The sequence below is a fragment of the Aminivibrio sp. genome (assembly GCF_016756745.1).
Taxonomy (GTDB): domain Bacteria; phylum Synergistota; class Synergistia; order Synergistales; family Aminobacteriaceae; genus Aminivibrio.
On record NZ_JAESIH010000007.1, the window covers coordinates 1 to 13,145 of the forward strand.

At 61.0% G+C, this 13,145-nt stretch carries 10 protein-coding genes; 4 read left to right on the plus strand and 6 right to left on the minus strand.

The window, feature by feature from the left end:
* Positions 1–248 precede the first annotated feature (248 nt).
* From carA to JMJ95_RS00340, 4 genes are all read left to right on the plus strand, one after another.
* Entirely contained in the window at positions 249–1,436 is a 1,188-nt protein-coding gene (carA, locus tag JMJ95_RS00325; protein ID WP_290680984.1) for a glutamine-hydrolyzing carbamoyl-phosphate synthase small subunit, read from the plus strand.
* A complete protein-coding gene (carB, locus tag JMJ95_RS00330; RefSeq protein ID WP_290680987.1) occupies positions 1,415–4,621 on the plus strand; it encodes a carbamoyl-phosphate synthase large subunit in 3,207 nt (1,068 codons plus the stop codon). The genes carA and carB overlap by 22 nt, the downstream gene beginning before the upstream one ends.
* A 106-nt stretch (positions 4,622–4,727) precedes the next feature.
* Complete coding sequence (locus JMJ95_RS00335; RefSeq protein WP_290680989.1) at positions 4,728–5,255, plus strand: YeeE/YedE thiosulfate transporter family protein; 528 nt, start codon at positions 4,728–4,730, stop codon at positions 5,253–5,255.
* Positions 5,245–5,844, plus strand: a complete 600-nt coding sequence (locus JMJ95_RS00340; RefSeq protein WP_290680992.1) for a YeeE/YedE thiosulfate transporter family protein — start codon at positions 5,245–5,247, stop codon at positions 5,842–5,844. The genes JMJ95_RS00335 and JMJ95_RS00340 overlap by 11 nt, the downstream gene beginning before the upstream one ends.
* Positions 5,845–5,922: 78 nt before the next feature.
* On the opposite strand, the gene namA is transcribed toward JMJ95_RS00340, so the two are convergent.
* From namA to JMJ95_RS00370, 6 genes are all read right to left on the minus strand, one after another.
* Positions 5,923–6,942: an NADPH dehydrogenase NamA gene (namA, locus tag JMJ95_RS00345; RefSeq protein WP_290680995.1), complete on the minus strand. Its 1,020-nt coding sequence runs from the start codon at positions 6,940–6,942 to the stop codon at positions 5,923–5,925.
* Positions 6,943–7,068: 126 nt separating this feature from the next.
* The gene (locus tag JMJ95_RS00350; protein ID WP_290680996.1) at positions 7,069–8,460 is read right to left on the minus strand and encodes a Na+/H+ antiporter NhaC family protein; all 1,392 of its coding nucleotides are present in this window, start codon (positions 8,458–8,460) and stop codon (positions 7,069–7,071) included.
* A 13-nt stretch (positions 8,461–8,473) separates the two neighbouring features.
* A complete protein-coding gene (locus tag JMJ95_RS00355) occupies positions 8,474–9,691 on the minus strand; it encodes a M20 family metallopeptidase (protein WP_290680999.1) in 1,218 nt (405 codons plus the stop codon).
* 129 nt (positions 9,692–9,820) lie between these two features.
* A complete protein-coding gene (locus JMJ95_RS00360; RefSeq protein ID WP_290681001.1) occupies positions 9,821–10,768 on the minus strand; it encodes a hydroxymethylglutaryl-CoA lyase in 948 nt (315 codons plus the stop codon).
* Position 10,769: 1 nt separating this feature from the next.
* Positions 10,770–11,969 carry a CaiB/BaiF CoA transferase family protein gene (locus JMJ95_RS00365; protein ID WP_367153724.1) on the minus strand — a complete coding sequence of 400 codons (1,200 nt, stop codon included), beginning with the start codon at positions 11,967–11,969 and terminating at the stop codon, positions 10,770–10,772.
* Positions 11,966–12,712, minus strand: a complete 747-nt coding sequence (locus JMJ95_RS00370; RefSeq protein WP_290681004.1) for a GntR family transcriptional regulator — start codon at positions 12,710–12,712, stop codon at positions 11,966–11,968. Before JMJ95_RS00370 ends, JMJ95_RS00365 begins: the two co-directional genes overlap by 4 nt.
* Positions 12,713–13,145 lie beyond the last annotated feature (433 nt).

Genomic DNA, 13,145 nt, shown 5'->3' on the forward strand with positions numbered 1-13,145 from the left:
AACGGGAAAAAGAGCTTCAACCGCCTGAAAAGGAGAAAAAACCATAGGGACGGGGAAACGAAAAGGGTTCACTTCCCCGTCCGGGGACCTGTCTCTTCTCTTGGGGAACGAACCTGCGGATTTAGGGACTTCTTTCCGGATTGACAAATTTCGTTTCCTCCTGTACCGTATGATCAACTAAAGTTTATTTGATTGATGTTTATGTAATTTAATTTATTTATGTCGGCGGGAAGGACGATCGATCTGAAATGAAGGACTGTTTTCTTGTACTGGGTGACGGGGAATGTTTTGGCGGCGCATCTTTCGGGAGCAGGTCTCCCCGGGCATCAGAGCTCGTTCCCGGGGCGGAAGGCGCGGCGGGTGAAGTGGTTTTCAACACGGCCATGGGCGGGTATCACGAGATGCTGACCGACCCGTCCTATACCGGCCAGATCGTGGCGCTCACCTGCCCCCACGCGGGAAATTACGGATGCCTGGACGAATGGTCGGAGCGCGGTCCCGACGAGTCCTCCATGCCGGAAATCAAGCTTTCGGGGCTGGTGGTGCGGTCCCTGCACTCCGGTCCCGTGCCCGGGGGAAGGACGACGCTCCACGAATTTCTCAAAAAGCACGGCGTGCCGGGGATTCAGGGGGTGGACACCAGGGCCCTGACCCTTCGGCTTCGGACCAGGGGGAGCTGCGCCGGCGTCATAGTGAGTTCGGCGGGGAACACCCTGTCCGGAGAGGAAATGAGCCATGTTCTCGCGTACCTGGGAAGTGTGCCGTCCATGGCGGGGCGGAACCTCCTCCCGTCGGTGGGAACCAGGACGGAGAAACATTCCGGGGCACGGGGAACTCTCCATTTCGCGGTGGTGGACTGCGGTGTGAAGGGGAACATCCTCAGGGAACTCTCCCTCCGGGGAGTCTCTACAACGGTGTATCCATGGACAGCCTCGGCGGAGGACATCCTCAGTTCCTCCCCCGACGGGGTTCTCTTTTCCAACGGGCCGGGTGACCCGGCCGTCCTGACGTCCCTTGCGGATGTCATCCGGACGCTCCTGGGGTGCATTCCGGTCTTCGGCATCTGCCTGGGGCACCAGGTGATCGCCCATGCCCTGGGCGGAACCACGAAAAAAATGAAGTTCGGCCACCACGGGTGCAATCATCCCGTCAGGGACGAACGAACGGGACAGGTCCAGGTGACCAGCCAGAACCACGGTTTCGAAGTGGACGGTACCTCCCTTCCCCCCGGGGTGGAAATCCGGTTCCGCAACGCCAACGACGGAACGGTGGAGGGGCTCTGCCATGACGCCCTGTCAGTGCTCTCCTGCCAGTTCCATCCGGAGGGCGCGCCCGGCCCCCGGGACTCCCTGTGGATCTTCGACGAGTTCGTGCATTCAGCCGCCGCTTTTGCCGCGAAAAAGGAGACGCCCTCATGCCCGCCCGCAAAGATCTGAAAAAAATCCTCCTACTGGGGTCGGGGGCCATCGTCATCGGGCAGGCCTGCGAGTTCGACTATTCCGGTGTCCAGGCGGCAAAGGCCCTCAAGGAAGAAGGGTATGGGGTCGTGGTTGTGAACCCCAACCCGGCCACGATGATGACCACGCCGGGAATCGCCGACACGATTTATATCGAGCCCCTCAAGGTTCCCTACGTGGAGGAGATCATACGGAAGGAACGCCCCGATGCCGTCCTGCCCACCATGGGGGGGCAGACGGCCCTGAATCTTCTCCTGGAGCTGGACGATGCGGCCATCCTGGAAAAATGGGGAGTGGAGGTCATCGGCGCCTCGGCGGAATCCATCCGGCTGGCCGAGGACCGGGGACGGTTCAAGAAAGCCATGGAGGATATCGGTCTTGACGTCCCGAAATCTGTTCTCGTCCGTTCGGTGGAGGAGGCCGAAGACTTTGCGGCCCGGACCGGCCTGCCGGTGGTGATCCGCCCCTCCTTCACCCTCGGGGGCGTGGGCGGGGCCGTCGCATCCACAAGGGGCCTGCTCAGGACCCAGGTCGAGCGGGCGCTCCTGGAGAGCCCCGTGAAGTCCGCTCTCGTGGAAGAATCCCTCCTGGGATGGAAAGAGTTCGAGATGGAGGTCATGCGGGACAGAAAGGACAATGCCGTGGTGATCTGCTCCATCGAGAATATCGACCCCATGGGGGTCCATACCGGCGACAGCATCACCGTGGCTCCCATACAGACCCTGAGCGACAGGGAGTACCAGAAGATGCGGACCGCCGCCATAGACGTCCTCCGGGCCGTGGGGGTGGACTGCGGAGGATCCAACGTACAGTTTGCCGTGCAGCCGTCCACGGGAAGGATGACGGTGATCGAGATGAACCCCCGGGTGAGCCGCTCGTCGGCCATGGCGTCCAAGGCCACGGGGTTTCCCATCGCCCGGGCTGCCGCCAGGCTGGCCGCGGGGTACACCCTCGACGAGATTCCCAACGAGATTACCGGCGAAACCACCGGCTGCTTCGAGCCCGCGCTGGATTACGTGGCCGTAAAGTTTCCCAGGTTCGAGACGGACAAGTTCCCGGCGGAATACGACCTGCTCGGGACCCAGATGAAGTCCGTAGGGGAATCCCTCGCCCTCGGGCGCACCTTCATGGAAGCCGCCAACAAGGCCGCCAGGGCATCGGAGCAGGGTTACGACGGGATTCACGAGCTCACCATGGGGTACGACGGTCTCGATGCGATGCTGACGACACCCCACCCGAAAAAGATCTTTGCCGCCTACACGGTGCTGAAGCGGGAAGGACGGCGGTCCCTGAAGGCTATGGCGGAAAAAACGGCCTACGATCCCTGGTTCCTCTCCCAGATGGCCGACCAGGCGGAGCTGGAAGAGAAGATTGCCGACGGGCCGCTGACGGAAGGACTCCTCCTGGAAGCCAAGCGGTTCGGCCTCTCGGACAAACGGGTTGCCGCTCTTTCCTCCATGAGCGAAGAGGCAGTCGAGGCCTTCCGGAAGGACAGGGGCATCGAGCCCTGCTTCCATTTCGTGGATACATGCGCGGGGGAATTCGCGGCGGCCACCCCCTATTTCTATTCCACCTGGGGTGAAATCGACGAGGGGGAACCCACGGGAGAAACGGGCGTCGCCATCCTGGCTTCAGGGCCCAACCGGATCGGCCAGGGGCTGGAGTTCGACACCTGCTGCACCCTGGCGTCCCTCGCATGGAAGGAACTGGGGCGGAGGACGGTGATCATCAACTCGAACCCCGAGACCGTCTCCACGGACTATAACGTTTCCGACCGGCTGTATCTGGAACCTCTCGCGGCGGAGCACGTGAAGGCCGTCCTGGCGAAGGAGGGGATCCGGGATGTCCTGGTACAGCTCGGAGGCCAGACGCCCCTCAATCTGGCGGGAGACCTTGAGAAATGGGGAGCCCGCATCGTGGGAACCTCTCTGGCGGGCATCGACGAGGCGGAGGACAGGGGGAAGTTTTCCGCCCTTCTGAAGCGCCTCGGCCTCCGCCAGCCCGAGAGCAGGATGGCGGCATCACCCGAAGAAGTGGCCGGAGCGGCCGCCGAAATCGGTTTTCCCGTCCTTTTGCGCCCCTCCTATGTCCTGGGAGGAAAGAACATGTTCATTGCCCACACCGGGGAGGAACTGGAAAGTTATCTTTCCAGGGGGCTGCCCCTGGACCGGGGTCACCGGCTGCTGGTGGACCGTTTTCTTGAGGATGCCTTCGAATATGACCTGGACGCCCTCAGTGACGGGCGAAACGTGTACGTGGCAGGCGTCCCGGAACACATAGAGGCGGCGGGAATTCATTCCGGGGACAGCGCCTGTGTCTTTCCGGCCTATAAATGCACCCCGGAACTGCACCGGGAGATGACGGAAGCGGCGGTACGAATCGCGAGGGAGACCTGCGTGAAGGGGTTTCTCAATATTCAGTTCGCGGCGAAAGACGGAGAACTGTACATTCTTGAGGTCAATCCCAGGGCATCCCGGACAGTCCCCTTTCTTTCCAAGGCCGGCGGCGTCAACCTGGTGAAAGCTGCCGTCCGGCTCTGGCAGGGGGAAGACCTTGAGACCCAGGGGCTCACGAAGGACGGGTACGGAGAGGGTCGGTGCCTCACGGAATGGGCGGTGAAGGAGGCGGTATTCTCCTTTGACCGTTTCGCCTCGGTGGACCCGGTCCTCGGGCCCGAAATGCGCTCCACCGGCGAAGTCATGGGGACGGGATCCTCGGTGGGAGAAGCCTTCGCCAAAAGCCAGGCGGCGGGGGGGACCATGCTCCCCGTACGGGGAACGGTCTTCATTTCGGTGAACGATTTCGACAAGGCCACCATTTTCCCGGCGGCGAAGAAGCTGGCGGACCTCGGCTTCTCCCTCGCGGCCACCAGGGGGACCGCCAGGTATCTCTTCGACAGGGGGCTCTTTCCCGAAGTGGTCCTCAAGGTCCACGAGGGGAGGCCGAATGTGGTGGACCACATGAGGGCGGGAAAGATCCAGCTGCTCATCAACACGCCCTTCGGATCCCGCAGCCTTTCCGGCGGACGGGAGATGCGCATCGAGGCGGTCCGCAGGAAAATTCCGTATACGACGACGACGTCCGCAGCCGAAGCCGCCGTGGAAGCCATCGCCGAACTGCGGAAGGGATGCGTTTCCGTCCGTCCCCTGCCGGAAATGAAGTGACTCCGGCGGAAAAGAAGGGGCTTTTTTCTGTTATTGACTGAGCTTCGCTTTAGTAATACCATAGCGAGGCAAATTTTGATTTTTTATCAGAAAAGGAGGGATGGGTGTGAGCAAAACGCAGGAAGGATGGAATCCTTATCTTCTCGGCGGACTGGCCGGACTGCTTTCCGTATGGTCGACCTACTATACGGGAAAGTTTTTCGGCGCATCCACATCCTTCGTGAGGGCTGCGGCCTTCGTGGAGGAGAAGGTCATTCCGGAGCGGGCGGCGACACTTGAATACCTGGTGAAGAACGCCGCAAAGATGGACTGGCAGATGATGTTTCTTATCGGCATTTTCATCGGCGCCCTGCTTTCGGCCACCCTGTTCGGCGATTTCAAGTTCCAGGCCGTGCCGGACATGTGGAAGAGGCATTTCGGCGAAAGTGGCGTGTCCAGGGGCGTGGTGGCCTTTCTCGGCGGTGCGGTGTCCATGTTCGGCGCCCGACTGGCCGATGGATGCCCAAGCGGTCACGGGCTGGGCGGAACCATGCAGCTTGCTGCCAGCGGATTTTTGGCCCTCTTGTGCTTTTTCGCGGCAGGGGCCGTCGTGGCCAGAATGATTTATGGAGGAGGCGAGCAGAATGGATCTTGACCAGATCGTCGTCCATCTGAATGAAATTCTCGTCTCCCTCAAGGGCATAGCCAACGCCATCGACCTCGAGCTCCGTTTCGGCCTGGTCACCGGAATGGTGTTCGGCGTCCTCCTTCAGAGGGCGAAGGTGCTTCGCTACGACAAACAGCTTGCCGCCCTCCGCTTCCAGGACTTCACCATCCTCAAGTTCATGATGTCCGCCATCATCGTGGGCATGATCGGGACGTACTTCCTCTACGACCAGGGACTGGCGGTGCTTTCCATAAAGCCCACCATCCTGGGCGGAACCATCACGGGAGGTATCCTCTTCGGAGTCGGCTGGGCCCTTCTGGGCTACTGCCCGGGAACGTCCATCGGTGCCCTCGGAGAGGGGCGGACCGATGCCTTCTGGGGCATCCTCGGCGCTCTCGTCGGAGCGGCCCTCTATGCCGAGATGTTCCCCTACCTGCAGGATACCCTGCTGAAGATGCATGACTACGGAAAGATCACCCTTCCCCAGCTTCTCGGCGTCAACCACTGGATCGTCATCGCCGGAGTCTCCGTGGTCTTCCTCTTGTCCTTCGTGCTCATGGAGAAAAAGGGACTATAATCTCCGAAATCTTTGTTTTTAAAAAAACGCAGGGCCATTTCAAGGCGGCCCTGCGTTTTTTTCATCTCGTGAAAATGATCAGCTGAACGCCCGTTTGTACTGTTCGGGCCAGGGCAGCTCGATTCCCCGCTTCCGGGCTTCAAGAAGGGGGAAGAAGGGGTTCCTGAGGAGTTCCCGGCCGAGGGCCACCAGATCCGCCCGGTGATTGCAGAGGGCTTCCTCCACCATCTCCAGCGTGGTGATAAGGCCCACGGCGATGGTGGGAACGTTGCAGGCTGTCTTGATCATCTCTGAAAAGGGAATCTGGTACCCGGGAAAAACGGGGGGAGGAACGGGCATCACCCCGCCGGAGCTGACGTGGACCACGTCCACGTCCCGGGTCACCCGGTCGATGACGCGGGCCATCTCCGTGGGGGTCATGCCCCCTTCAACGTAATCCTCGGCGGAGACCCGGAGGAACAGGGGCTTTTCCGCAGGCCATTGAGTCCGGACAGCCCGGACGACCTCCTGGAGGAACCGGGAACGGCCCTCGAAGGTCACGCCGTAGCCGTCATGCCGTTTGTTGCTCAGGGGGGAGAGGAACTGGTTGACGAGGTAGCCGTGGGCGCCGTGGATCTCCACCACGTCGAACCCCGCCTTCAGGGCCCTCCCCGCTGCTGATGCGAATGCTTCCGTAACGAAGGCGATGTCGTCATGGGTCATTTCGACGGGATCGGGGTATTTCCCGTCGTCGCTGTAGTTCAATGCGCTGGGGGCGAAAATTTTCTCTGCCGCAGCCTCGCACTTCCGGCCCGCGTGGTTGAGCTGGATGCCGATTTTGGCCCCGAGACTGTGAACATGGTCCACCAGGCGGGCGAAAGGGGCGACCTGGTCGTCGCTCCAGAGACCGAGGCAGTTGTCCGAGATGCGTCCCTCCGGGACGATCCCCGTGGCTTCCACGATGATGAGCCCTGCGCCTCCGAGGGCGCGGGCGCCGTAGTGCAGGAAGTGAAAATCGACCGGAGCGGAATCCGGAGCGCTGTACATGCACATGGGGGGCATGACGATCCGGTTTTTCAGTTCGAGATCCTTGATTCTGAAGGGTTCGTAGGTCTTCACGAAGAACAGGCCTCCTTTATGACGGTATGGTACGAGTAGGGTATCACGAAAGGTTGTTTTTTGCATCGTTGAAACAGCGCCTCCTCCTGAAAGGAGGCGCTGTTGTCGGTGAGCGGTTTGTCTCGTCTAGGACCAGCCGATGGTCTGGAGCACCGTGAGGGCGACCATGGCCAGCACGACCTGGATGGCGATAAGGGGGAATATCCACTTGACGTACTTCTCGTAGGCGATGCCCGCTATGCCCAGGCACCCCATGACCACGCTCGCCGTGGGGATGAAGCAGTTGGTGAAGCCGTCGCCGAACTGGAAGGCCTGGACGGCCACCTGCCGGGTGATTCCCGTGAGGTCGGCCAGGGGCACCATGATGGGCATGACGGTGACCGCCTGTCCGGAGCCGGAGGGAATGAAGAAGTTGATGACGATGTTGGCGAAGAACATGAGGTTCGCGCCGATAACCGGACCGTACTTGGAAATAGGCAGAGAGAGGTAGTAAACCACCGTGTCGATGATTTTGCCGTCGGTCATGATCACGGAGATGGCACGGGCCATGCCGATGACGAGGGCGGCGTAGGCCATGGAGGCGCATCCCTTGACGAAGGCCTGGGCGGTTCCGTTGAAGCCGAGCCCGCCGATGAGACCGCAGGAGACGGCCATCATGAAGAAGACCGTGGAATAATGGTCGATGCCCCACTTGAGCTGCAGGGAGCCGTAGATGATGGCTCCGAATGAGATGACCACGATGGCGGTGCAGATCATGTGCCGGAGGTCCATGGACTCGTGCTCTTCGAAATGGTTGGTCTGCCGGGCCGCCTCCTCGGCGGAGTAGACAAGGCTCTTGGTGGGGTCGGCATTGATCTTCCGGATGTAGAGATAAACGAAGCCGAAGGTGAGCAGCAGGTTCACGATGTGGAAGAACACCCGGACGCCGAAGCCGGAGAACATCGGAAGCTCGGCTATGCTGTGGGCGATGCCCACGGTGAAGACGTTGCCCCAGCCCACGTTGAAGCCGGCATAGGAGCCGAGGTAGATCATGGCGAAACCCACCACGCTGTCGTAGCCCAGACCCTTCGCCAGGAGAATGCCCAGAGGGATGAGGGCCACCACTGGGTTGGCGAAGACGCCTGTGGCGCCGCCGATGGACATGAGGAGCATGATGATGGCCACAGCCCAGATCTCCTTGCCCTTCAGCTTGTGAACGATGCGGTTCATGCCCACCCGGATGGTGCCCGTCTCCTCAAGGATCCTGATGGCTCCGCCTACGAAGAAGACCATGAAGATCATGGATGCGGACTGGACCCAGCCTTTCACCACGGAGTTGAAAATCTCCCAGAGGCCCTGGGGGTTTGCGTCCACGACTTTGAACGAGTTGGCTACGACGACGGTCCGGGCTCCCTCCTTCACCCGCTCGTACTGTCCTGCCGGAATGAGCCACGTCAGCACCGCCATGAGGACGGTGATGATGAACATCAGCGCGAATACGTGGGGTACCCTGCTCTTTTTCTGTACTGCTTCCGCCATTGCTCTCTCTCCTTTACGCTGTGTAGGATGTCGCCCCTTCGGGGGCGAGAAGGTCGAAAATATACCGGACGAAGACCGCCACACCAAGGGGCAGGGCCTCGTCGGGGAAGTTGAAGCCCGGGTTGTGGAGGGACACCGGAATCTCTCCTCCCACGCCGAGACGGAAGATGGCCCCGGCAGGGACTCTCTGGATGAAGTAGGCGAAATCCTCCGAGCCCATCATGGGGGCGGCGAGGCGAACGACCCTGTCCTCGCCCCCGACGTCCGCCGCCGCCCGGGCGATGCGCTCCGTCTCTTCGGCGTCGTTGACTACGGGAGGAATGCCGAACTGGTAGTCGCAGACCGCCTCGCACCGGTAGGACGCCGCCACGTGGGTGCAGATGGACACGAGCCGGTCACGGATCTTCCGGCGGACGTCGGGGGAGAAGCAGCGGACTGTGCCGCCGATCTCTACTTCCTGGGGCACGATGTTGAAGGCGCTGCCGCCGTGGATCTGGCAGACGGACAGGACGGCCCGGTCGTTGGCCTCGATCTCCCGGGCGAGGATCATCTGGAGGCTGATGACCGCCTGGGCTGCCGCGGCCAGGGCGTCGCTTCCCCTGTGGGGGTAGGCGCCGTGGGTTCCCTTGCCGACGAACTTCACTTTGAAAATGTCGCCCGATGCCATGAAGGGGCCCGCGTAGACGCCCACAGAGCCGATGGGGACCTCGACGCCGCCGTGAAGGGCGGCCACATGGTCCACCTTCGGGTTGTCCAGGATGCCGCAGGCGATCATCTTGTCCGCGCCGTAGAGTGTTTCTTCCGCAGGCTGGAAGATGAGCTTCACCGTCCCGGCGAAGGAGTCGCGGGCTTTCTGCAGTACCTTTGCCGTTCCCAGCAGGATGGCCGTGTGGCCGTCGTGGCCACAGGCGTGCATGACGCCGCTGTTTTTCGAAGAGTAGGGAACGCCGGTGGCTTCTTCTATGGGGAGAGCGTCCATGTCGGCCCGCAGTCCCGCCACGAGGGGGTTCCCCCGTCCCTTCCATTCCGCCGTTCCCCGGATGATGCCGAGCACGCCGGTTTCCATGTCCAGAGGAACCACTTCGATCCCGGCGGCCTCCAGTTCCCTTTTGACGAACGCCGTAGTCTCGAATTCCCTGAATCCGAGCTCCGGGTTCTCATGAATGCGGTGCCGTGCCTCGACCACAAAATCCTTCACTTCGTCCGCGAGCTTCCAGACCTGTTCCTTCATTTCCCGACCTCCCTTTTGAAAAAAACCGTGCCCCTTCTACGGAAGGGGCACGGTTTTTTTCCCTTTTAGATAATATAATACACAGCCTGCATAATGCAACCCCAAGCCGAAGATTTCCAGGCTCTTCGGCTAATTGTCAGCTTCTTGGGAACAGCATCCCTCGCCGCCGTCCCGGCCCATTTTCGTCGCCGCCAGGTGGCTGTTGATCTTCAGACCGTAGACCGATTCCATGGTCCGCACCACGGAAAGCACCTTGAGAATGTCGATGCCCGTGGAAATCCCCATGCGCTCCGCCATGTTGACCATATCCTCGGTGGCGGCGTTTCCCGCCGCTCCCGGTGCGAAGGGGCACCCGCCCAGTCCGCCGGCGGCCGCGTCGAAGGACGCGATGCCGAGTCCCATGGCGGCGACCATGTTTGCCAGGGCCATGCCGTAAGTGTCGTGAAGATGAAGGGTGAAGGGGTAGTCGCCGTATTTCTCCCGGATGACCGAGAGGGTGGATGTCAGGTATTTCGGGTCTGCGGTTCCGATGGTGTCGGCCATGGTGATGCCGTCCGCCCCGGCCTCAAGGGCCCTGTCGATGACCCGGACGACTTTCTCAGGCGCGACCGGTCCGGCGAAGGGGCAGGCGAAGGCGGTGGCCACGGAAACCCGCAGCTTCGTGGATCCCTTCAGGGCGGCGACCTTTTCCATCTCCGCTATCGATTCGTCCACAGTTCGTTTCGTATTCGCCTGGTTGTGGGCCTCGCTGGCGGATATGACGAAGTTCATCCAGTCCACGCCGGAGGCCATGGCACCTTCGGCCCCCCGGAGGTTCGGAATGAGGGCGATGGAGGTGACCTTTCCCTTCCACTTTTTTTTGAATTCAGCCAGAACGTCGGCGGCGTCGGCCATCTGGGGAATGGCCTTCGGGCTGACGAAGGAGGTCACTTCCATGGAGGAGATGCCCGTTCCCGCCAGGCCGTCGATGATGGCCACCTTGTGCTCCGTGGGGATGAACTCTTTCACGCTCTGGAAGCCGTCCCGGGGGCAGACCTCCATGATTTCGACCTTGTCGGGGAGGGTCAGGAAGGCCATGTCAGATCGCCCCCTCTTCCCGGAGGACCTTCAGATCGTCTTCGGTCATTCCGAGCAGTTCCCCGAGCACTTCCCCGTTGTGCTGGCCGAGGGTCGGGGAGGGGGTACGCAGGCCCGATGGAGTGCCGGAGAGCTTGATGTGGCTTCCCGTCACCTTCAGTTTGCCCGCAATGGGATGGTCCATCTCCACGAACATCTCGCGGTCCTCGGCGATGTGGGGGTCATTGACCACCTGCTCGATGTTGTAGATGGGAGCGCAGGGAATGCCCGCATTGTTGACCTTTTCGTAGATCTCGTCCACCGTGAGCTTGGTGGACCATTCCTCCACGATGGCTTTTATTTCCTCGTGCCTGGCCACGCGGTCGGGAACGCGAAGATACCGGGGGTCTTCGGCAAGTTCCGGTTTTCCCATGACCTTGCAAAGACTGACCCAGAGCTTGTCGTTCCCGGCGCCGATGACCAGACTGCCGTCGGAGCCCCGGAAGGAGTCGTAGGGGTAGGTGGATTCGTACCGGTTGCCGATGCGCTGGGGGATTCGGCCTTCCACCAGGTAGATCATGTTGATGATCTCGAGACTGGCCACCGCCGAGTCCACCAGGGCTACGTCCACCTTCTGCCCCTCACCGGTCTGGATCTTGTTGAACACCGCCGCAAGGATGCCGATGGCGCAGGAAAGGCCCCCGAGAACGTCCCCCATGGCGGTGCCGGTGCGGGTGGGTTCGCCCCCCGGCCAGCCGGTGGTGCTCATGAGACCGCTCATGGCCTGGGAGATGATGTCGTAACCGGGACGCTGGTTGTAGCGGCCCGTGTGACCGAAACCGGAAATGGCGGCGTAGATGATTGCCGGGTTGACTTTTTTCAGATCCTCGTAGCCGAGGCCGAGCTTTTCCATGACCCCGGGACGGAAGTTCTCGATCACCACGTCCACCTGTTTCACCAGGTCGAGGAAGATGGCCTTCCCCTTCGGGTTCTTCAGGTTCAGGGTGATGCCTTTCTTGTTCCTGTTGAGGTTCATGTAATAGGCGCTTTCGCCGTTCTTGAACGGTCCCATCTGGCGGGTGTCGTCACCGGTGCCTGCCTGTTCGACCTTGATGATCTCCGCCCCCATATCGGCGAACATCATGGTGCAGAAGGGCCCGGCAAGCACCCGGGTGAGGTCGAGAACACGAAGTCCCTCGAGGGCTCCTTTTCGTGTCATCATGCTTTTTCTCCTTTCTTTTGTCCGGTTTGATCTTCTTCGCCCGGAGTTTCGTGAGGTTCCGGGCGCACTTTTCCCTTGTTCGGATCCAGCCTGCGCTCAAAATAGCTGAAAAAGCGTCCTTTTCTGAGTTCCTCGAGGTCCCCCCGCTGCAGGGCGCCGAGGATTTCTTCGTGTTCCGCCACCAGGGCCTCCATGTCCGACTCCGTGGCGAGGTCACGGAGAAGGGCGTGCTGGATCTGGTGGTATACCGTTCTGAGGAGCCGCAGGGTCCATTCCCTGCCGGCGAGGGCCGCCAGGGAGAGGTGAAATTCCATATCCAGCCCGCTGAATTCGAGGAGAATTTCCTCGCGGGAGTCACCGGAAGAGCCGAGGAGCCTCATCCGGGAGAGGATTTTCTTCAGGGCTCCCTGCTGTTCTCCGGTAAAGGTACCCCTGCGGATGATCTCCCGGAAGAGAATCTCCTCGAGGGCGTAGCGGATATCGTACAGTTCTTCGATTTCCCCCGGGGAAAAGGCCACCACGAGGGACCCCTTCTGGGGGATGGAGCGGAGGAGTCCCAGCCCTTCCAGCATCTTGAGCCCTTCCCTGACAGGAGCGCGGCTGATGCCGAGCTTTGAGGCGAGTTCCTCCTCCCGTATGAAGGAGCCGGGGGGATACGTATCGGAGAGGAGCAGCTCCTTCCGGACGTAGGATGCCACTTCTTCGGCGAGAGTCTTGGGGCGGAACGGATTTGCCGGGGCCATGAAACAAACGCCTTCCTTCCGTAAATGTCGACATTTAACGTGTTGACACTATTGTACCCTACTTTTCCTTTCTGTCAAGAAAAAAAAGCCCGGACGAGATCGCCGGGATGGTATTTCTCCGGCTTCATTTTCGCAGGGAAAAGAATACGGAGGGCGACGATCCTGAGTCCCGGGAGAGGGAATCTTCAGCACCGCCGGGGGATTCTTCAGGGGGAACGTCTTTCCCGTGCGCTTCAGCCATTTGGGAAGAAAGCCCCAGCCGCAGCACCCACAGAAGCGCAGCGACGGAACGCATCATCTTCCCGACCACCTCCGATCAGGGGGAATGGAAAGATGATGGAACCTTTTCCGTCCTTTTGGTGGTCTTCCTTGTTGGGGTGCTTTTACCGGATGAGGGCGCTGATGCGCTTGTAGAGCTGCACCGTGGCCAGGG

Bases quoted from the DNA above. Each gene is read 5' to 3' on its own strand.
- JMJ95_RS00360 (WP_290681001.1), bottom strand. From the start codon at position 10,768: ATGGCCTTCCTGACCCTCCCCGACAAGGTCGAAATCATGGAGGTCTGC.
- carA (WP_290680984.1), top strand. From the start codon at position 249: ATGAAGGACTGTTTTCTTGTACTGGGTGACGGGGAATGTTTTGGCGGC.
- carB (WP_290680987.1), top strand. From the start codon at position 1,415: ATGCCCGCCCGCAAAGATCTGAAAAAAATCCTCCTACTGGGGTCGGGG.
- JMJ95_RS00340 (WP_290680992.1), top strand. From the start codon at position 5,245: ATGGATCTTGACCAGATCGTCGTCCATCTGAATGAAATTCTCGTCTCC.
- JMJ95_RS00355 (WP_290680999.1), bottom strand. From the start codon at position 9,691: ATGAAGGAACAGGTCTGGAAGCTCGCGGACGAAGTGAAGGATTTTGTG.
- JMJ95_RS00350 (WP_290680996.1), bottom strand. From the start codon at position 8,460: ATGGCGGAAGCAGTACAGAAAAAGAGCAGGGTACCCCACGTATTCGCG.
- JMJ95_RS00370 (WP_290681004.1), bottom strand. From the start codon at position 12,712: ATGGCCCCGGCAAATCCGTTCCGCCCCAAGACTCTCGCCGAAGAAGTG.
- JMJ95_RS00365 (WP_367153724.1), bottom strand. From the start codon at position 11,969: ATGATGACACGAAAAGGAGCCCTCGAGGGACTTCGTGTTCTCGACCTC.